At 69.3% G+C, this 24,650-nt stretch carries 21 protein-coding genes; 7 read left to right on the forward strand and 14 right to left on the reverse strand.

The window, feature by feature from the left end; translation table 11 throughout:
• Window positions 1-217: 217 nt before the first annotated feature.
• The 6 genes from O7618_RS05895 to O7618_RS05920 form a co-directional block, all read right to left on the reverse strand.
• Window positions 218-766 carry a hypothetical protein gene (locus O7618_RS05895; protein WP_278104941.1) on the reverse strand — a complete coding sequence of 183 codons (549 nt, stop codon included), beginning with the start codon at window positions 764-766 and terminating at the stop codon, window positions 218-220.
• Window positions 700-2,289, reverse strand: coding sequence for a glycogen debranching N-terminal domain-containing protein (locus O7618_RS05900; protein WP_278104942.1), 1,590 nt, complete (start codon window positions 2,287-2,289; stop codon window positions 700-702). Before O7618_RS05900 ends, O7618_RS05895 begins: the two co-directional genes overlap by 67 nt.
• A 331-nt stretch (window positions 2,290-2,620) precedes the next feature.
• The gene (locus O7618_RS05905; protein WP_278104943.1) at window positions 2,621-3,586 is read right to left on the reverse strand and encodes an NADP-dependent oxidoreductase; all 966 of its coding nucleotides are present in this window, start codon (window positions 3,584-3,586) and stop codon (window positions 2,621-2,623) included.
• Window positions 3,587-3,733: 147 nt separating this feature from the next.
• Window positions 3,734-4,210, reverse strand: a complete 477-nt coding sequence (locus tag O7618_RS05910; protein ID WP_278109930.1) for a GNAT family N-acetyltransferase — start codon at window positions 4,208-4,210, stop codon at window positions 3,734-3,736.
• 292 nt (window positions 4,211-4,502) lie between these two features.
• On the reverse strand, window positions 4,503-4,907 hold the full coding sequence (locus O7618_RS05915; RefSeq protein ID WP_278104944.1) for a VOC family protein: 405 nt from the start codon (window positions 4,905-4,907) through the stop codon (window positions 4,503-4,505).
• A gap of 187 nt (window positions 4,908-5,094) precedes the next feature.
• Entirely contained in the window at window positions 5,095-5,646 is a 552-nt protein-coding gene (locus O7618_RS05920; protein WP_278104945.1) for a hypothetical protein, read from the reverse strand.
• A 309-nt stretch (window positions 5,647-5,955) separates the two neighbouring features.
• On the opposite strand from O7618_RS05920, the gene O7618_RS05925 reads away from it, so the two are divergent.
• Window positions 5,956-6,489: a dihydrofolate reductase family protein gene (locus tag O7618_RS05925; protein ID WP_278104946.1), complete on the forward strand. Its 534-nt coding sequence runs from the start codon at window positions 5,956-5,958 to the stop codon at window positions 6,487-6,489.
• On the opposite strand, the gene O7618_RS05930 is transcribed toward O7618_RS05925, so the two are convergent.
• Window positions 6,474-7,064, reverse strand: a complete 591-nt coding sequence (locus O7618_RS05930) for a DoxX family protein (protein WP_278104947.1) — start codon at window positions 7,062-7,064, stop codon at window positions 6,474-6,476. The genes O7618_RS05925 and O7618_RS05930 overlap by 16 nt on opposite strands.
• A 210-nt stretch (window positions 7,065-7,274) precedes the next feature.
• On the opposite strand from O7618_RS05930, the gene O7618_RS05935 reads away from it, so the two are divergent.
• Window positions 7,275-7,745, forward strand: coding sequence for an SRPBCC family protein (locus O7618_RS05935; protein WP_278104948.1), 471 nt, complete (start codon window positions 7,275-7,277; stop codon window positions 7,743-7,745).
• A 97-nt stretch (window positions 7,746-7,842) separates the two neighbouring features.
• On the opposite strand, the gene O7618_RS05940 is transcribed toward O7618_RS05935, so the two are convergent.
• Both O7618_RS05940 and O7618_RS05945 read right to left on the reverse strand, forming a co-directional pair.
• Window positions 7,843-8,259 (reverse strand): hypothetical protein, encoded by a 417-nt coding sequence (locus O7618_RS05940; protein WP_278104949.1) that lies wholly within the window; start codon window positions 8,257-8,259, stop codon window positions 7,843-7,845.
• Between the two features lie 321 nt (window positions 8,260-8,580).
• A complete protein-coding gene (locus O7618_RS05945; RefSeq protein ID WP_278104950.1) occupies window positions 8,581-9,069 on the reverse strand; it encodes a hypothetical protein in 489 nt (162 codons plus the stop codon).
• A gap of 410 nt (window positions 9,070-9,479) precedes the next feature.
• Here O7618_RS05945 and O7618_RS05950 point away from each other — a divergent pair, with 410 nt between their 5' ends.
• The gene (locus O7618_RS05950; RefSeq protein ID WP_278104951.1) at window positions 9,480-11,504 is read left to right on the forward strand and encodes a cellulase family glycosylhydrolase; all 2,025 of its coding nucleotides are present in this window, start codon (window positions 9,480-9,482) and stop codon (window positions 11,502-11,504) included.
• Between the two features lie 79 nt (window positions 11,505-11,583).
• Here the strand turns inward: O7618_RS05950 and O7618_RS05955 are convergent, their stop codons facing one another.
• The 3 genes from O7618_RS05955 to O7618_RS05965 form a co-directional block, all read right to left on the reverse strand.
• A complete protein-coding gene (locus O7618_RS05955; protein WP_278104952.1) occupies window positions 11,584-13,122 on the reverse strand; it encodes a ricin-type beta-trefoil lectin domain protein in 1,539 nt (512 codons plus the stop codon).
• A gap of 166 nt (window positions 13,123-13,288) precedes the next feature.
• Window positions 13,289-14,449, reverse strand: coding sequence for an RICIN domain-containing protein (locus O7618_RS05960; RefSeq protein ID WP_278104953.1), 1,161 nt, complete (start codon window positions 14,447-14,449; stop codon window positions 13,289-13,291).
• 198 nt (window positions 14,450-14,647) lie between these two features.
• The gene (locus O7618_RS05965) at window positions 14,648-17,002 is read right to left on the reverse strand and encodes an AbfB domain-containing protein (RefSeq protein ID WP_278104954.1); all 2,355 of its coding nucleotides are present in this window, start codon (window positions 17,000-17,002) and stop codon (window positions 14,648-14,650) included.
• A 174-nt stretch (window positions 17,003-17,176) separates the two neighbouring features.
• Here O7618_RS05965 and O7618_RS05970 point away from each other — a divergent pair, with 174 nt between their 5' ends.
• Window positions 17,177-17,326, forward strand: coding sequence for a substrate-binding domain-containing protein (locus tag O7618_RS05970; protein ID WP_278104955.1), 150 nt, complete (start codon window positions 17,177-17,179; stop codon window positions 17,324-17,326).
• A gap of 42 nt (window positions 17,327-17,368) precedes the next feature.
• Here the strand turns inward: O7618_RS05970 and O7618_RS05975 are convergent, their stop codons facing one another.
• The gene (locus O7618_RS05975; protein WP_278104956.1) at window positions 17,369-19,027 is read right to left on the reverse strand and encodes an RICIN domain-containing protein; all 1,659 of its coding nucleotides are present in this window, start codon (window positions 19,025-19,027) and stop codon (window positions 17,369-17,371) included.
• A gap of 185 nt (window positions 19,028-19,212) precedes the next feature.
• Here O7618_RS05975 and O7618_RS05980 point away from each other — a divergent pair, with 185 nt between their 5' ends.
• Window positions 19,213-20,835 (forward strand): RICIN domain-containing protein, encoded by a 1,623-nt coding sequence (locus tag O7618_RS05980; protein ID WP_278104957.1) that lies wholly within the window; start codon window positions 19,213-19,215, stop codon window positions 20,833-20,835.
• Window positions 20,836-20,876: 41 nt separating this feature from the next.
• On the opposite strand, the gene O7618_RS05985 is transcribed toward O7618_RS05980, so the two are convergent.
• A complete protein-coding gene (locus O7618_RS05985; RefSeq protein WP_278104958.1) occupies window positions 20,877-21,914 on the reverse strand; it encodes a LacI family DNA-binding transcriptional regulator in 1,038 nt (345 codons plus the stop codon).
• Between the two features lie 306 nt (window positions 21,915-22,220).
• Between O7618_RS05985 and O7618_RS05990 the strand changes: the two genes are divergently transcribed.
• The gene (locus O7618_RS05990) at window positions 22,221-23,483 is read left to right on the forward strand and encodes an extracellular solute-binding protein (RefSeq protein ID WP_278104959.1); all 1,263 of its coding nucleotides are present in this window, start codon (window positions 22,221-22,223) and stop codon (window positions 23,481-23,483) included.
• 70 nt (window positions 23,484-23,553) lie between these two features.
• Complete coding sequence (locus O7618_RS05995; protein WP_278104961.1) at window positions 23,554-24,525, forward strand: sugar ABC transporter permease; 972 nt, start codon at window positions 23,554-23,556, stop codon at window positions 24,523-24,525.
• The last annotated feature ends 125 nt before the right edge of the window (window positions 24,526-24,650 follow it).

Below are 24,650 nucleotides of genomic sequence, written 5' to 3' on the forward strand. Positions count from 1 at the left end.
CGCCTCGACGAACCGCGCCACGCACTCTGCGTCGAAGATCCATTCCCATTCCCATTTCCACTCCTCACCGTCCCGGCGCCGAGGAGATCCAGCGCCCGAATTCTTCGTTCCGGACAGCAAAGAATAGACGGGTCTCGCTGTCAAGAGGGTGAGGTCGACTGCTCGCCGGGCCACGCCCCCGCGACGTCCATCTCGGCAGCGGGGCTCACCAGATGGTCTAGACATCCTCCAACCGGATGTAACCGGTGCGTCCCACCGCCTCGATCGTCCAGCAGCGCCCGAAGGCTCGGACCCGCTCCGCGGTCATCCGGCCGAACTCCCCCGGTATGTCCGGATCGAGGGTCAGCCTGCCGTCGACCGGGTGGAGATCGAGCATCGCCCGCAGCAGGGCCAGCGGTGCTCCGCTCGCCCACGCCTGTGGGCTGCAAGCGGTGGGATAGGGCACGGGAAACAGCATCAGGTCCCGTGCGTAGCCGCTGAGTGCCTCCGGCAGCCGGTGGCCGAACTGCTCGGCCGCCTCGAACATGGCAAGGCTGATCCGGTTGACCTCGTTCCGGAAGCCGTATCGGGCCATACCGAGCGCGGCGATCGAGTTGTCGTGCGGCCAGACGGTGCCCAGGTGGTAGCCCAGCGCGTTGTAGCGGCGTTCCTCCCGGGACAGGGTGCGGACGCCCCAACCGGAGAACATGTCTGGCGACATCAGCTGCCGCACCACCTGTTCGGCCCGATCCGCCGGGACGATGCCGCTCCACAGCAGGTGACCCATGTTCGAGGTCTTCGAGTTGATCCGGTTCTTGTCCCCGTCGAGGCCCACCGCGTAGTAGCCGCCGCGTTCCTCGATCCAGAAGTCGCGGTTGAACCGTTCGAACAGTGCGGCGGCATCTGCGCGTAGCCGCACGGCGAGGGTCGGATCGTCCAGCGGTCCGTCCGCCAGCTCCGCCAACCGCATCTTGGCGTCGTACGTGTAGCCCTGCAGGTCGCACGTGGCGATCGGCAGGAACGGGATCTTGCCGTCGGAGAAGCACACGCCGTCCGGTGAGTCTCGCCAGCACTGGTTTCCCAAGCCTCCGGGGAGCGGGTGCCGTACTCGACGTATCCGTCGCCGTCCCGGTCGCCGTACGAGTCGATCCATCGCAGCGCGGCCAGTGCGTTGTCGCGCAGGTGCCGCACCGTGTCGTCGTCGCGGGTCCACCGCCAGTACTCGGAGAGCAGGATCAACCACAACTGGGTGGCGTCCGCCGTGCCGTAGTTCGGGTTGTATGGTTTCACGCCGGTCCGCGTCAGCTCGCCGCTGCGAAACTCGTGCAGGATCTTGCCCGGTTCCTCGTCGGTGAATTCGTCACAACGGGTGCCCTGCAGCCGGGCGAGAGCCAGCAGCGCACCGCGCGCGAGCGCCGGCCCGGCCACCAGCGTCTGGTAGGCGGTGATCAGCGTGTCGCGGCCGAAGACGGTGAGGAACCAGGGCAGCCCGGCGCCGGGAAGCATGACCTGCTGACCCTTGATCTCCATGTCCAACCGCAGCGCCCCGAGATCCTCCCGGGACCGGCCGAGCACTCGTTCGAGCATCGGGTTGTCGCTGCGTACCAGCGCCCGGTTGTCCACCCACCGGCGTAGCGGGTCGTCGACCCGGCCGTGAATCACCTCGGCGATGTCGCCGCGAACCGGCTCGACCACGCCGAGACCGGGCGGCAGGGGCACGTGGAGGTCGAGCTGCCAGCGCTGACGGGGCGCCAGGTCGAGCTGCCAGATCAGGTCGTCGCCCTCGACCCGGTCGGGCGGGATCGACGTCAGCACCGACGTCTCGGCGGTGAAATCGCCGTTGGCGTACGCGAACACCAGCGCCGCCCCGCCCACGTTCCGCCGGCGGTCGATCCGGGCCGAACGGTCCCGCACCCCGGACTTGACCTCGAACAGGTCGGCGAAGTCGGCTTCCACCGCCAGCCGGATCTCGATCCCGACCGGCTCGGTACGGAACGAGACCAGCTCGATCCGCTCGTGGAAGCCGTCGCCGATGTAACGCAGGCGACGCAGTCCGATGCTGTCCGTGGGTAGACCGGGCAGGTCGGGGTTAGTCAGGACGAACTGCGCCGAGTAGTGCTGGAGCGTCTGCGAACGCAGCACCAGGAGGCGCCCACCGTTGACGGTCAGCAGCCACCCGCTGAGCAACCGCGTGTCGAGGTGTACCAGGCCGCCGATGCTGCCGGCCGGCACGTCCCCGACCGAGTCGGAGTACATGAACGTCGGCCCGCTGAGCACGGCGATGGAGTCGGGTCCCAGTTCGGGCGGCATGGCCCGTTGGTCACCGCTCTCCTGCGAGGCACGTACACCGGGTGTGGGATCAGCGGGTGTCGGACGCGCGGCAGCTGCCATAACCCTGACCGTAGAGCGACGCCCAGCCTGCCACATCACCCGTTTCGGATGATTCTGGCCCGGGGTGGATCGTCCATCTCGGGGGCGGGCAGGATGGGCCAGGCGACATGGTGACCGGCAACCGCACGAGAGCGGTCAGCTAGCGCTGTCGGCGGTCCGGGGCCAGCCGGCGATCGGCAGGCGATCCCGACCGTCCCGCGCCGATGTCGACCGGTCAAGACGTCGGAGCGCCGAGTCGGGTCCGTGCGGATCAGCGGACCCGTAGCAGAATCTTGCCCAGGTAGGGCGCCTGCAGGCGGCGGTGCGCCTGGGCCGCCTCGGCGAGGGGAAAGGTCTCGGCGACGTGGATCTCGAACGGTCCCGACTCGATCAGATGGTTGAGCCGGCGCAGCTGGTCGGGCCCGGTGGTGCCGTCGTAGGCACGCGCGCCGCGCCCCGCCGGTGCGGTGGGCTCCGGCTGCACCCCGTGCGGGTAGGCGAGCGTGCCGTCGGGCTTCAGCAGGTCAACCAGGCGCGCCAACATCGGGCCATTGGCCATCGCCAACAGCCCGTCGACACCGCCGGGCACGGCCTCACCCGCCCGTGTCGGCGTGGCGGCGTCGTGCCCGTCGAGGACGACATCGGCGCCGAGCCGGGACACCAGGCGAACGCCTTCGTCGCCGGAGGCGATCGCCACGACCCGCAGCCCGAGCCTCTTGGCCAGCTGAACCGCCAGATGCCCCTGACCGCCGCTGGCGCCGAAGACGAGCACCGTGGATCCGGCCGGCAGCTCGAGTGCGTCCAGTCCGGCCAACGCGGTCAGCGCGTCCGTCGGCATCGCCCCCGCATGCTCGATCGGCACGTTCTCCGGCACCCGCGTCACGTAGTCGGCCTTCACCGCGGCGTATTCGGCGTAGCAGCCACCCTTGGGCCGGGAGAACGCGTACGCGTAGACGACGTCGCCCACCGAGAGGTCGTCGACGGTGGCGCCGACGGCGGTGACCGAGCCGGCCGCGTCGGAGCCCGGAACGATGGGGAAGGTGGCGCCCTCGGGCACCAGTTGGCCCTGGCGTTCCATGACGTCCCACACCCCGACTCCGGCGGTCCATACCTTGAGCAGGATCTCGTCGTCGGCGACCTGCGGGATCGGCAGTGTGCGGGCCGTGAGCACCTCGGGCCCGCCGAACTCGTCGAACGCGACCGCCCGCATCGACGTCAACTGCTCATCACGGCTCATCCATCGTCCTTCCAGCTGCTCGCCGCAGCATAAAGCCGGGTCGACCGTCAGGACCGGGGAATCAGCAATCACGGTGGCCGGCCTCGGACCGGCCGGGATCGCCCGGCGACGCGGCACCGACGGGTGGAAGTGACCCGTTGGTCGCTCTCACGCAGGTGCGGAGCCGGTCGTCTCGTGGTGCATGACGTGTCCGGTGGCGGGGAAGGCCTCGTTGCCGGCGAGTCGTCCGGTTCGGGTCTGCGTCACGGTGAAGCCCTCACTCTCGTACAGCGCGAGGGCGGCCGGGTTGCCGTCGAGCACGGTGACCTCCACCCGCGGGCCGGCGGCACTCAGCGCGTGCCGCAGCAACGCTCTCCCGACGCCTCGCCGGTAGCGGCGCGGATCAACGTACAGCCAGGTGATCTCGTCCTCGCCGAGTGCGACGAAGCCGACCACGCTTGCGTCGATCTCGGCTACCCACAGGCAGCCGTCGAAGAGCCCTTCGGCGTCGGCGGTCTGCGCGAGCGTGCGGAACGCGTCGACGCCGGCGGAGCCGCGCAATTCGTCGAGCCGGGCGGCGTCGTGGATTCGCGCGATCGCCGGCCAGTCACGGTCGGAGTAGGGCCGGATGACAATGGCAGACATCGCTCGATGATGGCAGGTGGTGTCGGGCTTGCCCAAGCCGATTCTCGGCGGCGGGGCGGGGCGGGCCGGCGAGGTGCGGTGCTGCCGTGACGACGAACACCACCGGCCACGTCGCCGCGGTTGACGAGTGGCTGCGACACAGACCTCAGTGGGCCGAGGCGACCATCAGGGGACTGTCCCGCCGCGAGCGACCGGAGGCGGTGGCTGGCAGCGGGGCCGGGCTGGCCGATCGGTGCGGAGGTGTGATAGCCCCGCGCGAAACGGGGATCGAGTCGGACCGAACTGGCGCCGGTCAGGCGAAGTCGGCCGCCGTCATCCCGGCTGGATGGTCGGGTGGCCACTGCACGAGCTCGATCCGGTAGCCGTCGGGGTCGGTGAGCCACGATGTCCGCATCCCTGGCGCTGGTTCCGTCGGCGGCTCGGTGGTGACGCCCCTCGTTGCCAGTTCGGCGAGCGTAGCGGTGAGGTCGTCCACCTGGATGACGAGGTGGTTGACGGCGCCGATGTCGATGACCGGCCTCGCGGGATCGTGCACAAGCTCCAGGCTGACAAACGGGTCGTCGCGGAGTTGAAGCATGGTCAGGCTACCGTACCCGGTCTCGGGGACACTGCCGATCCTGGCGTATCCGAGCGCGCTGTAGAAGGCGAGCGAGCGTTCGAGACTGGTTACGCGAAGACCGAGGTGTAACATCCGCATGCCGGGAGAGTATCGCCTGTCTCCGGCCCGTGGTGGGCGATGTCCGACCACGCGACGCCAGTCGCGGCAAGCTGCCCGAGAGCGCAGGTGACGATCGGCCAGGTCCGCCAACAGCGCGATGAGCAGCACCTGCGCCTCCGAGTCGTCGCCCTCCTGCCGTGCCGAGGTAACTCCACAAGGCCGAGGCTCAACGCCGCCTCAACTCGGCCTCCATGCGCTGAAGAAGGGTCTTTCTGGCCTTACCCCGCCGCTCGCGTTGCAACGCGGCGCGGAGTTCCCGGGTGTCGAGCCCTCGCACGACCTTCCCCGCTTCGGCGACCGGCAGATCCGACAGTCGGTTCGGAGTGGTCACGTTCTTTCGCGCGCGTTTGGCCGGGCCGGTGTTGGGGACGAACTGCCGTCCGGTCCTGGAAGCGCGCCGTTTCTTGCTCTCGGTTGCCGCGCGCTCCTGGTCGGAGAGCTGTTGCCAGGCCCGTCTGGGGAGGTAGCGGCGGGTCTCACCGCCCTGGCGGGCCCTGGTCGAGCCGTCCTCGGTCCGCCAATCCTGTTCGCCCCACCGTTGCAGGGAGCGCTGCCGCTCGTCCTTGGGGCCGATGAACCCTCCACCTTGCCGCTTGTACTCCTGGGTGAGTAACTGCGATTTCCGCGCCGACCACTGCCCCTTCCGACCTCCCTTGTCGGAGTCGCGGATCTGCGCCTTGAGCTTTTCCCGCAGTTCGGGCTCGGTGTACTTCGCCATACCGGGACGATTCCCCGTTCGAACGGCCTCATGCCTTCGGTTGGCCTCCCATGCCACCACGTCGGCTCTCGTGGGTGGCCGAGAAGTCACAGCCCACGATAGGAGGTGTGCTGGCGGACCCGCCGGCCGTCGGATCTGGCGACCCGACCTGTTCGCGGTGGGGCGACTTCCGCCGGGCGCACCCCGGGCCTACTGTGCGAAGGTACGCGACTGCCCGGCAGTACGCGGCCTGGGCCAGGTCGGAGTGCGGCGGTTCGGTCCCGCTCGGGCCGGGGCCGGCCACGCCTCCGGCAACGGAGAGGAGTCCTGATGGGCGCACTGATTGTGTCTGTGCAGACGACGATGGACAGCGTCATGGATCAGCTCGAGGGTTGGTTCGAGGAGCAGGGGGACGTCGAGCACCACGGGGTCGAGGAGTTGCGTGCCGCCGACGCGGTCCTGTTGGGCCGCAAGACCTACGAGGAGTTGGCGGAGCTGTGGCCGAAGGGGTCGGGGCCGTACGCTGACCTGATCAACCCGATGCCGAAGTACGTCGCATCGCGGACCCTGAACGAACCGCTGGCCTGGAACGCGAAACTGCTCGGCCGGGACACCGTCGAGGAGGTGGCGGCGGTGAAGGCGAAGCACCCCGGATCACTGATCTCGTACGGCTGCGGCGAGCTGGCCAGCGTGTTGGCGCGCCACGGGCTCGTCGACGAGGTGCGTTTCTGGTTGCACCCGGTGGTCTGGGGTGACGGTGAGAGGCCGTTCCGGCCGGGCAGGTTGCCGATCAGACTGCGACTGGTCACCGCCGCCCCCTACCCCGCGGGTGTCGTGAGACTGAGCTATCAGCCGCTCGTCTGACGGCGGGCGGCCGTACCCTCCGTCACCGGTGTCGGCACCTGGTGCAGACGAAGGAAGGCGTAGTCGCGTACCTCGCCGACGGGCAGGTGAAGGGGAACGTCGTCGGGCACCTGGCCGCAGTCGAAGAGGAGATGGACCGCCGGTCCGGCGCGGTGCCGGTGGGGTGGCAGCCAGTCGATCACCCGGACGACGACCGAGCGGCGGCGGCCCCAGGCGACGAGCACGAACAGCGCGAGCAGCACCACGGGTGTGATCACCAGTGCGCCACCGTGCAGGATGAACGCCTGGGTGATGGCGGCGCCCACCATGAGCAGGGCGAGTCCGGCAGCCGCCAGGCCGGCGAGCCGTGGTACGAGCAGTCCGATGCCGCCGGCCAGTTCGAGCAGGCCGACGAGGACGCGGAACCAGGGCGCCGCGCCCATGTCCTCGAAGGTCTGGACCGCGTACGTCTCGCCGACGAGTTTGGGGCCGGCCGAGGCGACGACGAGGAACACGCCGAGGACGCCCTGTAGTGCCCAGAGCGTGCGGTGCATCCTGCGGGTGACCTGTGCGGGCGCGGCATCGACAGCAGTCATGATGATCGTCCTTCCTGATGGTCGGGCTTTCTGCCTCCGCCGGCAAGCGGATGCACCGGTTTTGACCGGCGAGGGCGCCGGAACTCATCGCCGATCCCGCGCCGCGCCGAGATTTCGCCGGCCTCGTGTCGAAGCTTTTCTGTGGGCTCGGGATTGAATCGGGTACGTGGGGGCACTACGACGTGACGTTCCGTCGTTCGAGGAGGTTCCGTGAGTACCGTGACCGAGTCCGTCGACGTCCGGGTGCCGATCCGGGCGGTGTACGACCAGTGGACGCAGTTCGAGTCGTTTCCGCAGTTCATGGACGGCGTCGAGTCGATCACGCAGATCGACGCGACCCACACGCGTTGGGTCACGAAGGTGGCCGGGGTGACCCGGGAGTTCGACGCGGAGATCACCGAACAGCACCCCGACGAGCGGGTGGCCTGGAAGAGCACCGGCGGCGACACGAAGCACGCCGGTGTGGTCACGTTCCACCGGCTCGCGCAGGACGAGACGCGGGTGACGATCCAGCTCGACTGGGAGCCGGAGGGTCTGGTGGAGAAGGCCGGCAGCGCGGTCGGGGTGGACAGTCACCAGGTGAAGGCCGATGCGAAGCGGTTCAAGGAGTTCATCGAGAGCCGGGGCAACGCCACCGGCGCCTGGCGCGGCGAGGTCGACCGCCCCGACGCCACGTCCTGATCGGCGTTTCGGTGCACCCGCACTGCCGGCACCTCGGCTCCGTTACTTCAGTTCTACGCGGGTGCGCGGCGCAGCAGCGTCCGACGGGCGACGGCCGTCATCGCTGCGTGGCCTGCCGGACCATCCGGTTGGCGTCGGTGCGGGAGATCGCGGTGGCGGGCAGCAGATCTCGGGCGATGGTGCGGATCTGGGCCATGACCACGGTTCCGGAGAGGCCCAGGCCGTCGCGCGCGGCGTGACCGGCCTGGTGGACGGCCCGCAGTGCGTGGTGTCGTGCCGAGGACGGTTCGCGCCCCCGCACGAACTCGGCGTGCAGGCTTCCTACGGTGTGGCCCAGGTCGACGACGGCATGACCGAGGACAGCCGGGATCGGCTCGCCGTCACTGATCGCCGTGTACGCGCGCCGGGCCAGGCCACGGGCACCCAGCACGGCCCGGTCGAGGTGTTCGGCGCCGAGGCGGTACTCCCGCAGCGTGCTGCGCCAGCGGAAGCGCTGCGGTGAGTACCTGATCACTTCGAGCCCACCCTGAACGGCGTCGGAGAGTTGGGTGAGCTGCGCCCCCGCTGGCACCCCCGAGGACAGCGTTGAACCTGCGGCGCGTCGACCCGTTCGCTGGCGGGGGCGACGCTCGTCACCAGGACGGCGGTGCCGCCGGCCTGGGTGATCAGGCTGCCGCGTCCGAGGTGGTCGCCGGTTCGGCCACCGGGTCGCGTGTCGGCGGAAGAGTCACTGCGCCCTCGCATGACGCGAGATACCCGAACTCTCCGTGGACAAGCGGGCGGATCTCACGTGCTCGCGTGAGCGGGTCGAGTGCCTGTTGACTGGATCCGGACGTCAGAGGGGACCGGTTGCCCCCGGGTCGAGACCGAGGTGTTCCAGTGCCGTGCTGCCCACCCACCCGTCGGTGACGGGAAAACCGTGGCACCGGTTGACGACACCACCGAGGGGAATGGCCCACACGTGCTCGACCAGGAGGATCAGGACGCCGCTGCCGGCCGGCATCTGCTGCCGCAGTGAACCGATTCGACCGGCAATGAACAGGCCGTTGTCGTCCGTCGTCGGCTCGCTGGTCAGCGCCGCCTCCGCGCCCGCTTCTGTGATCAACCTGCTCAGCAGCCGTCCGGGCGTCCCCGACCAGGTCCGCGCCAGGTCGGAATCCGTGAGCTCCCGCATGGTACGGTCCGGACGCATCGCGACGGACCACATGTCGAGCACATGGACGCAGGATTCGTCGCGCATGAGAGAGCACACCACGTCGTGCACCTCACGGGGAATTCGATTCCCGCGAAATCCGATCATCATCAGCTGCACCGGTCCGATCACGTCGCCCTCCCAGTCGTCGAGGTCGACCCCGTGCGCCTGTCATGCCGGGGCGGGATCGACGGACTGACGCTTCCGGGCTGCGGCGTGCGGGAATGGTGGGAAGCCGCTGCGCAGACCACGCCGGCGTCAGAGTGACCTGACCGAGAGGTGGAGGCGTCGAGCACGTACCCACCGGCGAGGTCGAGCAGGGTGACATCGCCCGTCGCGTACCCCGGAAGCGGAGGCGCTAACGCGGACAGGGGCCGCCAAGCGTTTTCGAAATCTCTGGCCGGCACCCAACCGCATATCACAAGCTTCGATGGAAGCGCTCCCATTCCGCTCCACCACACCAGCTTTGGGGATTGCGAATGAAGATTTTTTCCATCCGGTGTCATCTGCGCTCTCCCGTCATGCGACGAGGAGTCGCCCGGATGATCGTTGCCGTCGTGGCCGCTGCGACGATGCTCACGCCCAACGGCGCGCAGGCGCAGCCCGTTGCCTCGCTCATGGTCGACGGGTCTGTGGCGGCGCCCGCCGCCGGCGACGACTGGCTGCACGTCCAGGGAAACCAGATCGTCGACGCCGCCGGCAACGCGGTCTGGTTGACCGGGACGAACTGGTTCGGATTCAACGCCACCGAACGGGTCTTCCACGGCCTGTGGTCCGGCAACATCACCGAGATCACCAGGTCGATGGCGAACCGCGGAATCAACATCGTCCGGGTGCCGATCTCCACCCAACTGCTCCTCGAGTGGCGCAACGGCCAGGCCGCGGTGCCGTCCGGAGTGAACACCTGGGCCAATCCCGAACTGGCCGGCATGACCACGCTCCAGGTCTGGGACTACTTCCTCCAGTTGTGTGCTCGCTTCGGCATCAAGGTCCTGCTCGACGTGCACAGCGCCGAGGCGGACAACTCGGGCCACATCTATCCGGTCTGGTGGAAGGGCAGCGTCACCCCGGAGCTGTTCTACCAGGCATGGGAGTGGGTGGCCAACCGCTACAAGAACAACGACACGCTCGTGGCGATGGACATCAAGAACGAGCCGCACGGCAAGCACACCGAGTCGCCCCGGGCGAAGTGGAACGGGTCCACCGACCAGGACAACTTCAAGAACACCTGCCAGGTGGCGGGACGCCGGATCCTCGCGCTCAACCCGAACGTGCTCATCCTCTGCGAGGGCATCGAGATCTACCCGCGAGACGGCGTGAGCTGGAACTCCACCGTCGAGGGCGACTACCACTTCAACTGGTGGGGCGGCAACCTGCGCGGCGTCCGCCAGTATCCGGTCGACCTCGGGTCCCAGCAGGACCAGCTCGTCTACTCGCCGCACGATTACGGACCCCTGGTCTGGGAGCAGCCCTGGTTCCAGAAGCCGTTCGACAGGGCCACGCTCACCGCGGACGTGTGGGACCCGAACTGGCTCTACATCCACAAGCAGAACATCGCACCGCTGCTGATCGGGGAGTGGGGCGGCCGGCTCGGTCAGGACGCCCGACAGGACCGCTGGATGACCGCGCTGCGGGACACCATCGTCGAGCACCGACTGCACCAGACGTTCTGGGTGTTGAACCCGAACTCGGGTGACACCGGTGGACTGCTGCTCGACGATTGGAAGACCTGGGACGAGCAGAAGTACGCGTTGCTCAAGCCGGCCCTCTGGCAGCACGGCGGCAAGTTCGTCAGCCTGGACCACCAGGTGCCACTCGGCGGCGTCGGCTCGACGACCGGCAAGAGCGTCTCCGACGTCTACGGAGGCGGTGGTGGCGGCGGCGACACCAGCCCGCCGAGCGCACCGGCCGGCCTGCGCTCCACCGGCGTGACGGCCTCGTCGGTCGCGCTGGCCTGGACCGTCTCGACCGACAACGTCGGCGTCACCGGCTACGACGTCTACCGCGAGGGCGCGAAGGTCAACGGCTCCCCGGTCGTCGGCACCGCCTACACCGACGTCGGCCTCACCGCCGGCACGGCCTACCGCTACACCGTGCGCGCCCGGGACGCCGCCGGCAACGTGTCCGCGCCGTCCGCCGCGCTCACCGTGACCACCAGCGGGGGAGGCGGTGGCCCGACGACGACGATCATCGGGCAGGCGTCCGGCCGGTGCGTGGACGTGTCCGGTGGGCGCACCGCCGACGGGACGGTGGTCCAACTCTGGGACTGCCTCAACAACCCGGCGCAGCAGTGGCGGCGATCCGGCAACACGTTCGTCAACCCCAACTCCGGCAAGTGCCTGGACGTCTCCGGCGGGCGTACCGCCAACGGCAGCGTGGTGCAGTTGTGGACCTGCCTGAACAACGGCGCCCAGCAGTGGGTGGTCAACAGCGACGGCTCGGTGGTCAACCCGAACTCGGGCAAGTGCCTGGACGCGGTCGAGTACGGGACGACCAACGGCACCCGACTGCAGATCTGGGAATGCGGCCGGCCGCTGGGCGGGAACCAGCGGTGGCGCCTGAGCTGACGCGTTGCTGAGCGGCACGGCGTCCCATCCGCGGCCCACCTCGGACCGGCCCGGACGGGACGCCGTGTCACGCCTCGGATCAGCCGGTGCGCCACTTCTGGTTGGCGGTGCCGGCGCACTCCCAGAGGATCAACCGCGCGCCGTCGTTGCCGTTCCAGTCCTTGATGTCGACGCACTTGTTGGCCTGCGGGTTGACCAGGTCTCCGGCGGCCGAGAGCACGAACTGCTGGGCGGGGTTGCCGCTGCAGTTGGCGATCTGGATGACCGCGCCGTTGTCCCGGGAGCCCCAGGCGACGTCCATGCACTTGTTGTTCTGCGTGCGTAGGCTGCCGCCGGTGAACGTCCACCCCTGGGCCGCCGTGCCGTTGCACGTCCAGGTCTGCAACGGCACTCCGTCGGAGAAGTTCGAGTTGGGCACGTCGATGCACTTGTTGTTCCAGTTGCTGATGATCCGGGTGCCGGAGCCGCCGCCGCCGGTGGTGACCAGGCTCAGTCCGTAGGTGCCGAGGATCTCGTTGACCGGCTGGAACCACATCGTGCCGCCGGTGGAGCAGTTGCCCGATCCGCCGGAGGTGACGCCTTGGGCCTGGTCGCCGGAGAGCCACGCGCCGCCGGAGTCGCCGCCCTCGGCGCAGGCGTTGCTGCGGCTGAGTCCGTAGACCGCGCCCTGCGCGTAGTTGACCGTCTCCTCCCGACCCAGGAGGGTGCCGCAGCGCCAGCCGGTCGTCCGTCCCGACCGGCACACCGAACTGCCGATCACCGCGTCGCGGGAGCCGGCGACGGGAGCGTTACCGCCGGCGTAGTTGTTCACCCAGGGGCGCGACGTCCAGTCGCCGTTGGTGCGCACCCAGGCGTAGTCGTTGCCGGGGAACGACGAGCCGGCGAAGGTGCCCTGGGCGGCGTTGTTGAAGCCACGGGTGGGGCTGCCGGTGGCTCCGCAGTGACCGGCGGTGACGAAACCGCCGACCACGGCGAAGCCGACCGAGCAGAGCACGTTGCCGTTGATGACGAACTGGTCGCCGCCGCGGATGTCGTACATCGGGCGCGGCGCGTCGGGTGTCGGCGCGTAGCGGACGAGCGTGTCGGCGAGGCCGGCGCCGCGCACGAACGCTCGGCCGGCGCGTTGCTGCCCCGGCGCGATCCGCACCACCACCTGGTTTGCGGCGACGTCCACGTACCATCCCCGGACGGCGGCGCCGGGGGGTCGGCCGGTGGCGCTGCGGTCGAGGGCGGTACGCGCCGAGGACAAGGTCGCGAGCGTTCGAGGGACGAGCCGGGGTCGGGCACCCTCGGCCCGGACCGCGGCGGCAGTGGACGCGTCGGCGACGGCGACCGTGAGGAGGCCGTCCGCCTCCAGCCACGAGCCGGCGTACCGGGTGCCGAGGCGCGAGCGTAGCCGCCGGTCGACCACGGCCGCGGCGGCCTCGGCCGTGAGTCGGGCGGTGAGTTGAGCGTCGGTCAGGTGCAGGTCGCGGCGCATCGCGGCGGCCATGCCGGCCGGCAGGCCGGCCACCGCTGGTCGCGCCCCGGGGTCGTGTGCGGTGGGTGCCGCCGTCGGGGCCGCCGGGGCCGACAGCCCGAGCGTCACGGCGGTGAGCAGCGCCATTGTCCTGATCATCGAACTCCTTCCGGTTGTTCGCCGACACGTCGGAGGCGACGCGGGAGAGCGCTCTCAGCGTGAAACCGTAAGGAATCTTTGTCAATAGAAGAATCTCGATTTTGTTTGTGGGCGGGCGCTTTGCCCAGCCGGCTCGACGAGACGAGCGCCGGTCACCGCCCGGACGTCAGCGGAAGCTCCACGTCTGGTTGGACTGGTGGCTGCCGCAGTCCCAGATGATCAAGCGGGTGCCGTTGACGGTGCTCCAGCCATCGGCGTCGAGGCACTTGCCGGACCGCGGGTTGCGCAGGGTGCCGTCGACGGCCAACCACTGCTGCGCTCCGTTGCCGAGGCAGGTCCACAACTGCACCACCGTGCCGCCGGCCGTCCGGCCGCCGGAGACGTCGAGGCACTTGTTCGTGGCGGTGTTGACCAGTGTGTTGCCCCGCCAGCGCCAGCGCACCTCCGGGCCGCCGTGGCAGTCCCAGAGCTGGACCCGGGTGCCGTCGGCGCTACGCCCGCCGGAGACGTCGACGCAGCGGCCGGATCCGGCGCCCGCGATCATCCGGTCCGGCTGGACCGGCAGGCCGGGGACGCCACGCCGGTTGCCGAGCGTCCATGCCTTCGCGCCGAGGCCGAGGTTGCCCGGGATGGTCCCGTTGAGGAAGTCGCGGTACCAGCCGATCCAGTACGGAAGTCCGTACTGGTTCTGGACGTAGCCGTGGTCGGCGGCGGAGTGCAGGTCGACCGCGCCGGGGACGCCACGCTGCTGGAAGTAGTACTGCTCACCGAGCTGGTGCAGCATCTCGTGCACCCAGCCGGCCAGCGCGTCCTGGTGGTAGCCCAGATCGTCCCGGGCGTTGACGCTGCTCCAACCGGTGTTGTACGGCCCGGGCGCGCCGCTGGAGAAGTAGGCGTGTGGTCGGAACGCGTTGTAGACGAAAACGCCGTCCCACTCCTCGGCGTGCACGAACTCGGCGACGTCCTCCGGGATGTTGCCGGGCTCGACCATCAGGCCCGCGTACCCGATCGAGGTGAGCGGCCGGGGCGAGACGACCACCTGCGTGTTCATGTCCACGGTGCCGTTGGTCAGATCCTCGACCATGCGCGGGAACGTGCTGAGGAAGGCGGTGCTGGCCGCGTCGACCTGTGCCGGGCTGAGCGTGGCCGACAGGTTGGGCACCTGCGACACCGGCTTGACGATCATCAGGAAGCGCAGCGACACCTGGGGTGCGGCCGCGACGGCATGGGCCGACGGAGCGCCGGGTCCCGCCCCCAGCAGAGTGGTGGTGCCGAGGGCAACCGTTGCCGCCGAGCGGAACAGCCGTCGGATCAGGGAGCGTGTCATGGAGGGGTCTCCGATCTCCGGCGTGCGGTCAGGTGTGGGACCCGCGACGGCTCGTCCGCCGGTGCGCGCCGGTGCGGGTCCGGCGAGGCTGTGGCAAGTGTCGATCGACGGGTACTGTGCGCCGAGACGTTTCGAAACCTCGACGCCGACGGCGGTCCGGGACGCCGGAGTCCATCCGGCGTCCCGGACCGGTGCGCGTCAGGGCACCCAGGGAGCTGCGATGTTCCAGGTGCTGTCCGCGGCCCACAGCGTGGGGGAGTTCCACGCCTCACCGCCCGTGCCGTTGCTCAGCCAGACCTCAGAGTTGTAGTGCCGCAGATACTTTCCGCGGAAGTTGTAGGACTCCAACGAGACGCCGCTGCCTGTCACGCCGACCCGCGCGCACCAGGTGGCATCGGCGCGCATAAGCGCCGAGCCGTCGTTGGGTGAGTTGCGCACCCGTGATTCCTGGTGCCGCAGGAACTGGCCCGGGAAGTTGACCGACTCGAACGAGTAGCAGGCCGGGTCGGCCAGACCGGTCCGGACGGTGTAGGTGGCGTCGTTCTTGAGCAGCGCGGAGCTGGCCGCATCCACCGCCTCCGTGTAGGCGAGGCTGTCCCGGTGCCGCAGGTACCGGTTGGTGTAGCCGGGCGTCGTGACCTGGAGGGACCGTCTGGTGTTCAGCGGCAGTGCCACCGGCGCCGAGTTGCCGATCGACTTCGACGCGTTGATGAGGGACAGGTTGGCGGCCCGCACGCGGGCCTGGTCCATCTTGACGACCTGCCGGTCGTAGGTGAGGAATCCGTTGAGTTCACCCTCCTGGTCGGCGATCTCGGTGTAGACCGAAGCGCTCAGTCCCTTGCCGAGCATCAGGTTCTGTGTGCCCTGAGCGAGGCCGACATAGCGGTCGGTCAGCGCAGTCGAGTTGGGTTGCCATTCGTAGGCGAAGAAGTTGCCGTTCGGGCTCCACTCGTGGCCGGGCGCGCGCAGGCCCAGGCCGCCGAACTCGCCGAGCACCGCGATCCGGCTGCTCGATGGCACGGGTGAGTCGGGTCCGAGGTAGATATGCCAGTCGTCGATGTCGCCGTTGCCCGGGTTGCCCAGCGACTGGCAGCAGTTGTAGCCGCTGTGCGCGTTTACCAGTCGGGTCGGGTCCTGGTTCTTCACGTTCTGGGCGACCCGGCGGGTGTCGCTGAGTGCGCGCTCTCCCCAACCCTCGTTGTAGACGGTGTAGGTGACCACCGCCGGGGAGCTGCGGTGCTCGTCCACGATCTCGCGGGCTTCGGTCTCGAGCTGCGCCTGCTGCGCGTCCGTGGCATTGATGTCCTGCGCGGTCAACGAGGGGATGTCCTGCCACACCAGCAGACCGAGGCGGTCGGCGTGGTAGAACCAGCGCTGTGGTTCGACCTTGATGTGCTTGCGCACCATGTTGAAGCCCAGATCCTTGTGTTTCTGCAGGTCGAAGGCGAGCGCGGCGTCGGTGGGCGCGGTGTAGAGCCCGTCCGGCCAGAATCCCTGGTCCAGCGTGCCGGTCTGGAAGACGAACTGGCCGTTGAGCTTGGGCCGCAGGACGCCGTTGACCACACCGGTGCTGATCTCGCGCATGCCGAAGTAGTGCGTGGTCCGGTCGACCTGGTCGCCGGCGGCGTTGCGCAGGGTGACCCGCAGGTTGTAGAGGAACGGGTCGTCGGGCGACCACCGCCGGGCGCTCGGTACGGGCACCGTGAACTCGGTGAAGCCGCCGGTGGCCGAGCCGACCACGGTGGAACCGTTGAGCGCCTCGGCCACGACGCTGTGCCCGCTGACGTCCCCACGGGTGAAGACCCGGACGCGGAGCGTGTTGTCGGCAAGGTTCGGATAGAGGTCGACACTGCTGATCGAGGCCGCCGGCACCGGTTCCAGCCACACCGTCTGCCAGATGCCCGAGCTCGGCGTGTAGAAGATGCCGCCGGGCTGCTTGGTCTGCTTGCCGATCGGCGGCAGACTGCCGTTCTGCCGGCTGTCGGTCGGATCCCACACCTTGACCACGATCTCGTTGGCGCCGCCGCGCAGGTGCGGGGTGACGTCGAAGGTGAACGCGTCGTAGCCGCCGGTGTGCCCGCCGACGGCGGTGCCGTTGACCCAGACGGTGGTCTGCCAGTCGACGGCGCCGAAGTGCAGCAGGACGCGACGCCCGCTCCAGTTCGTCGGCACCGTGACGGTACGGCGGTAGAACAGGTAGTTGCGGTTGTCGCCGGCCGCCCGCCGCACCCCGGACAGCGCGCTCTCCACCGGGAACGGCACGTTGATCCGCTCGGGCAGGTCGGTGTCGAACTGGGGGGCGTCGTCGGAGGCGGACTGGCGTAGCTGCCACTCGCCGTTGAGGTTGAGCCAGTCCGGGCGGGTCATCTGTGGTCTCGGATAGTCCGGCAGTGGCGTGCCGTTGAGCGCCTGAGCGGTCCAGGGGGTGGTCAGCGGTGGATTCTTCGCCGGCACGGCGCGCGCCGGTGCGGCCGGCGCGGTGAGCAGGCCGGCGATCAGGGCGAGGACAGCCAGCAGGGGTGCGGCGAGGCGGACGGGATCGGGACGTGTCATGCCGTCTCCATCGGACGGGCCGTCAGGGCCGAGCTGCGCCACTGGCGGCTGGCGGTGGGTGTCGGGGCGGCCGGTCGGTCCGGTCCGGGCCCGGATGTCGGTGGGATTTCCGGGAGCGATCGTCGCGGTGGCCGGCATCGACGACATCGAGGAGGTCGCTTCAGTAACCCCACCTTGACCAGCATTGCCCCGGACAAGCGGGAGACCGGCCGGCTGGCGGTCCGGCGATTGGTGGCCCGGATCGAGGGCGACGGTGGTCCGCCGATGCATGCGCAACCCGCGTTCCATCTGGTCGAGCGGGAGAGCACCGGCCCCGCCCGATAGGAGAGCGGGTCCCTGCCGGGCAGCAGGGACCCGCTCCGCGAATCAGCCCAGTCGCCAGATCTGGTTCGACTGGTTCGCGCCACAGGTCCAAATGATCAGCTCGGTGCCGTTGGCGGTGCCCCAGCCGTCCGCGTCCAGACACTTGCCCGACTGCGGGTTGAGCAGGGTGCCGTTGCTCTGCTGAACCCAGCGCTGGGCGCCGCTGCCGGCGATGCAGGTCCAGAGCCACACCTCGCTGCCGTTGGCGGTGCCGTTGCCGCGCACGTCGAGGCACTTGCCGGACTGGGGATTGACGAACGTGTCGCCGGATCGGCGCCACTGTTGCGGCGCACCGCCCCAGCAGTCCCAGAGGATGACGTTGGTGCCGTCGGCGGTGCCGCCCCCGGCCACGTCGACACAGCGGTTGCTGCCCTGCCCGCGGATCACGGTGCTCGTGGCGGTGGCGCCGCCGACGTAGATCGACTTGCGGATCTCAGTGAGGAACCGGCTGCGGATGGTGGGGTCGGCCTGGATGCGCGAGTCGCCCCAGTAGCCGTTGGCGCAGCCGGGCTGGCCGGCCGGCGCGCCGTTGCACTGCCACTGCGTCTGGGCGTCCCAGTTCGTGTTGATGTATGCGACGGCCCGGATGACGTCGGTGTTGGCGTTGACGTAGCCGAAGAAGTCGGCGTACCAGGTGTCCCAGAGCGCCGTCGCGCTGATCGGCTGCGGATTCTTCGCGAAGATGCAGCTGGAGGTCTTGGCGCCGGTGCTGAAGCCCTGCGGCGCGGCCTCGGCGATCATGACCGGTTTGCCGTGCCCGCGGGCGAAGTTCAGCGCCCGGTCCTGCAACGCCCTCGGCGAGGTGTTCGGGGCGCGGCAGGACCACTGGTAGCGCTGGTAGGTGGCGCCGTAGAACGCGGACAGCCCGACCCAGTCGACGTACTGGTCGCCGGGGTACCAGGCATCGAAGTGGTTGGCGGCGGTGACGACGTAGTTCCACTCCGGGTGGTCGGTGTGCTCGTCGATCGGCCAACCGGCGGACTGCCAGACGGTGGCGACCCGGCTCGCGCCGAGCGCGTCGATGCGACCCTTGACGAAGCGGAACGCCTCCTTGTAGTAGTCGGCGTTGTAGCAGTTCCACGGCCCGTCGTACTCGTAGCCGATGCGCAGGAACACCTCTCGTCCGGTGTTCCTGAGCCAGGTGACCATCTCGTCGACCTTCTGCCGGTAACCGGCGGTCAGGTTGACCACGTCGGCGTCCGGGCGACCGATGATGGCGCGCAGGGGCTGGTTGTTGCACCCCGTGCTGGCGTCGGACAGGTAGAGGCCGACGGCGAGCGCCGCGTCCGGGTACTGCGCGAGCGTGGCCGGGAAGTCGACAGTGCCCGAGCCCCAGTTGACCGGGCCGTAGAAACCGGCGAGCGGCGGTGGGTCCCCGCCCAGCAGCAGGTTGGTGTAAAGGGTCACCCCGCCGGGGCGCGGTGCGGTCGGATCGGTGTCCAGGACGTCGCGCTTGTAGTCGGTCAACGTGCTTGAGTCCTGCCCCATGAACAGGCGGACCTTCCCGTCGGCGGGAAGGTTTCGGCCGCTGACCGCGGCGCTCGCGGGGGGCGCGGGAATCAGACCACCGATGCTCGCGGTCGTCGCGAGGACGAGGGCGAGCGCGGCGCGTATCAGGGTACGGGACCGGCGTGCGCCGCCGGTCGAGCGGATGGTCCGCATCGAAGCTCCCTGGTTCGGAGGTGGTGGGGGGGTGCCGGCCCTTCGCCGGGACGATCCGGCGTGGGGACGACGGCCGGAACGTAACGACGTTTCGATCGAAAGTCCCGTAGTTTCGAAACACGCCGGCAACAATCGATTATCGAAAAACGTCGACGTCGCGGCGGCCGGCTGCCTAGCGTTCGCCCATGTCACGTACCCGTCCCCTGGCGATGCTCGCGGCCCTGCTGATGGTCGTCGGCGTCGTCACCGTGTTATCCACATCCACCCCCGCGTCGGCCGCGACCTTTCTCCCGGCCGACGGCGGCCGACTGTTGTTCGTCGGCCAGTCCACCGCCGCCGCCTGGAACGACTACACCTCGTTCGCCGCACCGCCGTCCGGCGGCTCGGTGTACTACGAGGTGAGGTCCGGCACCTGGGTCAACCCCGGCCACCGCGACCACGCCACCCAACTCGCTCAGCAGGGCCGGATGGTCCAGGTGGGCATCTCCTGGAAGGACAACCCGCCCGGCTACACCGGCGGCGACGAGAACGCCAAGGCGGCCCGCTCGCGCGCGGTGACCCAGGAGATCGCCGACGGGCGTCACGACGCGCAGTTCGGCAACCTGATCGCCTTCGTCAATCAGTATCCCGCGGCGAAGTTCTTCCTCCGCGTCGACTACGAGGTGTCGTCGTTCTACCACTGCACCGACGCCTCGTGCGCGTCCTACCGGAACGCGTTCGCGAAGGTGCGCTCGTTGATCAACGCCGCCAAGCGGCAGGACAATGTCACCTACGTGTTCCACCCGGTGCGGGGCGAGTTCGAGAAGCTCTACCCGGGTGACGCGGTCACCGACTGGATCGGCGTCTCGGTCTTCGCCCACGAGCTGTGCCTGCCGATCTACGACAATGGCTACCTCTACAACGGCACCCCACCGCAGAACTACGACACGGCGGCCTCGCAGTGCCGCAATGCCTACGTCGGTACGGACGCGGCCGGCAATCCGGCAGCGGTGTGGCGCAACTGGGACCACGACGCGAACGTGTTGAAGATGATGAAGTTCGCCAAGGACCACGGCAAGCCGATGATCGTCTCGGAGGCCGGGATGATGAACTTCACCGACAACGGCGCCGACACCGTCGGCCTGGAACCGCAGCGTGGTGACCTGTGGGTTCGGCGGCTGTTCTCGCTGATGGACTACGTGGGTCCGATCCCGAACATGTCAGGCAGCTACGACCTGCGCGGCGTGATCCGCGCCGCGGTCTACATCAACCTCGACTTCCGCTACGGCTGGGACGGCGTCAACGACGGATCCTTCGACTTTCCGGTCAACTCGACCTGGTTCGTCGACGGCCGGCTGTCCCGTTACGCGGAGGCGCGCGCCTCGTTCTGCCGAGGGCTGACCGAGCGCAACTTCGTCACCCGTTGCACCGGCAGCACCGACCGGGCGATCGTCGGCGCCGGCAGCGGGCGCTGCGTCGACGTGGCCGGCGGCGGCACGGCGGACGGTACCGCTGTGCAGTTGTGGGACTGCCTGGGCAACGGCGCCCAGCGCTGGCGCCGGGCCGGTGACACCTTCGTCAACACCGGATCCGGCAAGTGCCTCGACGTCCGCGGAGTCGGTACCGCCGACGGCAGTCAGGTGTGGCTGTGGACCTGCATCGCCGGCAGCGCCGCCCAACGATGGCTGGTCAACTCCGACGGCACCCTGGTCAACCCGAACTCCCGCAAGTGTCTCGACGCGGCCGGGTGGGGTACCGCCAACGGCACCCGGTTGCAGATCTGGGCCTGCGGTACGAACCAGTCCAATCAGCGGTGGCAGGTGATCTGACGGTGTGGACCGGGCCGCCGGGCGCGAGCCGGTGGCCCGGGTCAGGTCGGTGGCGGGGGAGCGGTGCTCTCCCGCTGGACCAGAGTCGTGGCCAGCTCGATGCGATGGGTGTCGAGTCGCTGGCCACCGATGATCCGCAGCAGCGTCCGGGCGGCGGTGACGCCCATCGCCCGCAGTGGCTGGCGCACGGTCGTCAACGGGGGAGCGGTCCACTGGGCGAAGTTCAGGTCGTCGAAGCCCACCACGCTGACGTCGTGCGGGATGCTGCGCCCGATCTGTCGCACCGCCTCGTAGACGCCGGTGGCCTGCTGGTCGCTGCCGGCGAAGATGGCGGTCGGCGGCTCCGGCAGGGCGAGCAGGCGCTGGGCGGCGGCCAAACCACCGGTGTGGTGGAAGTCGCCGTAGCGCACCAGCTCACGGCACACGGGCAGGCCCGACGCCTCCAACGCGGCCCGGTAGCCGGCCACCCGGGCCCGGGTGCACAACATCTGCTCCGGACCGCCGATCACGCCGATCCGGCGATGACCCAGAGCGAGGAGATGCTCGGTGGCGGCGTAGCCGCCGCCGAAGTTGGTGGCGCCGATCGAGGGCACCTCCGGCGGCGGCAGGCTCACCCCGTCGACCACGACGAACGGCAGCGTCCGCCGGGCCAGCTCGGCCCGCTGTTCCTCGGCCAGTTCCGAGAGCACCAGGATCGCACCCTGCGAGCCCCGGGAGATCAGCGAGTCCAGCCAGCGGCGGGTCAGGCTGGCCCGGTTGTGCACGGCCGAGACGACGAGACTCATGTTGACCTCCTCGGCCACCTCCTCCACCCCGGTCAGGATCTCCAGCGCCCATGCGCTGTCCAACTCGTTGATCACCAGATCGAGGAGATCCCCTCGCCGGCTGGTCCGCCGCGGCACCCGGGGTCGCTGGTAGCCGTGCAGGGTGAGCAGCCGCTCCACGTGCGCCCGGGTCGTCGGTGCGACGTCGCTGTGCCCGTTGAGCACCTTGGAGACGGTGGGCACCGAGACGTTCGCCTCGCGCGCGATCGTCGCCAGCGTGCACCGGGATGCCGGAGCAGCCGATGTGCCTCCCACGGTGCCTCCCTCGCGCCGCGGTCCCCGATGGTGCACCGCGCCCGGCCAGTCTGCCCCCGCCGAGGTCACAGTTTCCAACATGTTTCGAAACTTGTTGGTCGATGTTTCGACCCGCCCTACGTTGTGTCGCACCGCATCGGTGCCGTCGCCGCCCGTCTGGCGACGGCACGACCGGACCGATGGCGCTCGCCGCGGGTCGGTGCCGGGCGGACCCCACCAGAAGTGTGTTCCGGGCCGGCTGGCCCGATCATGGAGGAGGCAACGATGGCGCCTTGGCGCACCCCGCCCCGTCGCAGAGCCGCGGGCATGAGATTGGCCGCCGGGCTGACCGCCGCCGCGCTCGCCGTGACCGCGAGCGGCTGCGGTGGCGGCGACGGCGGCTCGGGTGGCAAGACCACCCTCACCGTCGCGGTGTTCAGCGACTTCGGGTACGATCCCCTGGTCAAGGAATACATGACCGCGCACCCCGACATCGAGGTGAAGATCCGCAAGGCGGAGTTCGACCCGCACCACAAGCAACTCGCCACCCGGCTGGCCGCCGGTGCCGGCGCGGCCGACATCGAGGCGGTGGAGGAGGGCTTCCTGCCGCAGTTCCGGCAGTCCAAGGACAAGTTCGTCAACCTCGCCGACCACGGCGCGGCGGACCTGAAGAGCCAGTGGCTGCCGTGGAAGTGGGAGCAGGGCGTCGCCGACGGCGGCGCGTTCGTGATGGGTCTCGGCACCGACATGGGCGGTCTCGCGCTGTGCTACCGCGCGGACCTCTTCAAGGCCGCCGGTCTGCCGACCGCCCGGGACGAGGTGTCCAAGCTCTACACGAGTTGGGACGACTACTTCGCCGTCGGTCAGCGGTTCGTGGCCTCCGGCAGCAAGGCAAAGTGGTTCGACAGCGCCGGCAACGTCTACAGCGCCATGATCAACCAGTTGCCGTACGGCTACTTCGACCCCAGCGACCAGTACGTCGGCGACACAAACCCGCAGATCAGGGACACCTTCGCCAAGGTCGCCACGGCGGCCAGCGGCAAGGGCATGTCGGCTCAGCTCGACCCGTTCAGCCAGCAGTGGAACGTCGGATTCAAGCAGGGCACGTTCGCCACCCTTCCGTGCCCGAGCTGGATGCTCGGCCTGATCAAGGACGGCTCCGGGCCTGCCAACGCCGGCAAGTGGGACATCGCCAAGGTGCCCGGCAGCGGCGGCAACTGGGGCGGATCATTCCTGACCGTACCGAAGCAGGGCAAGCACCCCAAGGAAGCCTACGAGCTGGCGAAGTTCCTCACCTCACCGGAGTCGGAGACCAAGATCTTCCAGAACGTCGGAAGTCTGCCCTCACAGCCCGGCCCGCTGAAAGACCCGGCGGTGCTCGACTTCCGCAACGAGTACTTCAACAACGCCCCGGTGGGCGAGATCTTCGCCCGCTCGGGTGAGACCCTGCGCCCCAACTACCGGGGCACCCGTGACGGCGACGTCCGGCCGGTCTTCGGACGCGCGTTGGCCCGCGTCGAGCAGGGCAAGCAGTCGCCCGACGCGGCCTGGCAGGCCGCGCTCGGTGAGGCCCGGAAGACCCTCGGCTGATCGGCTGTCGACCGCGGGTGGCACGGACATGTCCGTGCCACCCGCCCCGACGCGAACCCTCGGAGTTGACATGACCACCGACGTGAGCCTCCGCCGCGCCGCCCGGCACCGACCCGCGACCCCACCTCCTGCGGCCCGCCGCCGCACGCTGGCTGACATGCTGGACCGCCGGACGACCCCGTACCTGTTCATCGCGCCGTTCTTCGTCCTGTTCGGAGCCTTCGGACTGTTCCCCCTGCTCGCCACGTTCTGGATGTCGCTGCACGACTGGCACCTGATCAACGGCGACGGCGGCTGGACCGGCGTGCAGAACTACCGCACGCTCCTCGCCGACGGCGACTTCTGGAACGCGCTGTTCAACACCCTGAGCCTGTTCGTCATCTCCACCGTGCCGCAACTGCTGCTGGCCCTCGGCCTCGCGGCGGCGCTGAACACCACGCTGCGCGCTCGTACGTTCTGGCGGGCCGGGGTGCTGGTGCCCAACATCGTCTCGGTGGTCGCCGTGGCGCTGGTCTTCGCCCAGGTCTTCGGCAAGGACGCCGGCATCGCGAACTGGCTGCTCGGCTTCGTCGGGGTCGACCCGATCAACTGGCAGGCCGAGAAGTGGTCCGCGCACCTGGGCATCAGCATGATCGTCATCTGGCGCTGGACCGGCTACAACGCGCTGATCTACCTGGCCGCCATGCAGGCCGTGCCGGCCGACCTCTACGAGTCGGCCCGGCTCGACGGCGCCTCGGCCTGGTCGGCGTTCTGGCACGTCACGGTCCCGATGATCCGACCGACGATCCTGTTCACCACAGTGGTGTCGACAATCGGGGGATTGCAGTTGTTCGCCGAACCACTGCTCTTCGACGGCCAGGGTGAGCCCAACGGCGGCTCGGACCGCCAGTTCCAGACCGTGACCATGTACCTCTACGAAAAGGGCTTCACGCTCTTCGACGCCGGCTCCGCCTCCGCGGTCGCCTGGCTGCTGTTCCTACTCATCGCCGTGTTCGCGCTGGTGAACTTCCTCGCGGTCCGGCGCTCGGTGGCGAGCCGGTGAAGGGAAGACGACCATGGTGACCTCCACGCGTGTCGGTGCCGCGCCCCCTCTCGCGGCCCGGCCGGGCCGCTACTCGCGCGGCCGCCGGCCCGGGACATTGATCTACCTGTTCCTCGCCGCCGTGC

Origin of the sequence: Micromonospora sp. WMMD980 (assembly GCF_029626035.1) — a bacterium.
GTDB lineage: Bacteria > Actinomycetota > Actinomycetes > Mycobacteriales > Micromonosporaceae > Micromonospora.

What these genes read in the sequence shown, in the direction of transcription:
- O7618_RS05955 (WP_278104952.1), bottom strand. Translation starts at nt 13,122, where the DNA reads ATGATCAGGACAATGGCGCTGCTCACCGCCGTGACGCTCGGGCTGTCG.
- O7618_RS05960 (WP_278104953.1), bottom strand. Translation starts at nt 14,449, where the DNA reads ATGACACGCTCCCTGATCCGACGGCTGTTCCGCTCGGCGGCAACGGTT.
- O7618_RS05930 (WP_278104947.1), bottom strand. Translation starts at nt 7,064, where the DNA reads ATGACTGCTGTCGATGCCGCGCCCGCACAGGTCACCCGCAGGATGCAC.
- O7618_RS05965 (WP_278104954.1), bottom strand. Translation starts at nt 17,002, where the DNA reads ATGACACGTCCCGATCCCGTCCGCCTCGCCGCACCCCTGCTGGCTGTC.
- O7618_RS05990 (WP_278104959.1), top strand. Translation starts at nt 22,221, where the DNA reads ATGAGATTGGCCGCCGGGCTGACCGCCGCCGCGCTCGCCGTGACCGCG.
- O7618_RS05900 (WP_278104942.1), bottom strand. Translation starts at nt 2,289, where the DNA reads ATGCCGCCCGAACTGGGACCCGACTCCATCGCCGTGCTCAGCGGGCCG.
- O7618_RS05895 (WP_278104941.1), bottom strand. Translation starts at nt 766, where the DNA reads ATGGGTCACCTGCTGTGGAGCGGCATCGTCCCGGCGGATCGGGCCGAA.
- O7618_RS05925 (WP_278104946.1), top strand. Translation starts at nt 5,956, where the DNA reads ATGGGCGCACTGATTGTGTCTGTGCAGACGACGATGGACAGCGTCATG.
- O7618_RS05905 (WP_278104943.1), bottom strand. Translation starts at nt 3,586, where the DNA reads ATGAGCCGTGATGAGCAGTTGACGTCGATGCGGGCGGTCGCGTTCGAC.
- O7618_RS05910 (WP_278109930.1), bottom strand. Translation starts at nt 4,210, where the DNA reads ATGTCTGCCATTGTCATCCGGCCCTACTCCGACCGTGACTGGCCGGCG.
- O7618_RS05995 (WP_278104961.1), top strand. Translation starts at nt 23,554, where the DNA reads ATGACCACCGACGTGAGCCTCCGCCGCGCCGCCCGGCACCGACCCGCG.
- O7618_RS05980 (WP_278104957.1), top strand. Translation starts at nt 19,213, where the DNA reads ATGTCACGTACCCGTCCCCTGGCGATGCTCGCGGCCCTGCTGATGGTC.
- O7618_RS05975 (WP_278104956.1), bottom strand. Translation starts at nt 19,027, where the DNA reads ATGCGGACCATCCGCTCGACCGGCGGCGCACGCCGGTCCCGTACCCTG.
- O7618_RS05950 (WP_278104951.1), top strand. Translation starts at nt 9,480, where the DNA reads ATGATCGTTGCCGTCGTGGCCGCTGCGACGATGCTCACGCCCAACGGC.
- O7618_RS05915 (WP_278104944.1), bottom strand. Translation starts at nt 4,907, where the DNA reads ATGCGGATGTTACACCTCGGTCTTCGCGTAACCAGTCTCGAACGCTCG.
- O7618_RS05920 (WP_278104945.1), bottom strand. Translation starts at nt 5,646, where the DNA reads ATGGCGAAGTACACCGAGCCCGAACTGCGGGAAAAGCTCAAGGCGCAG.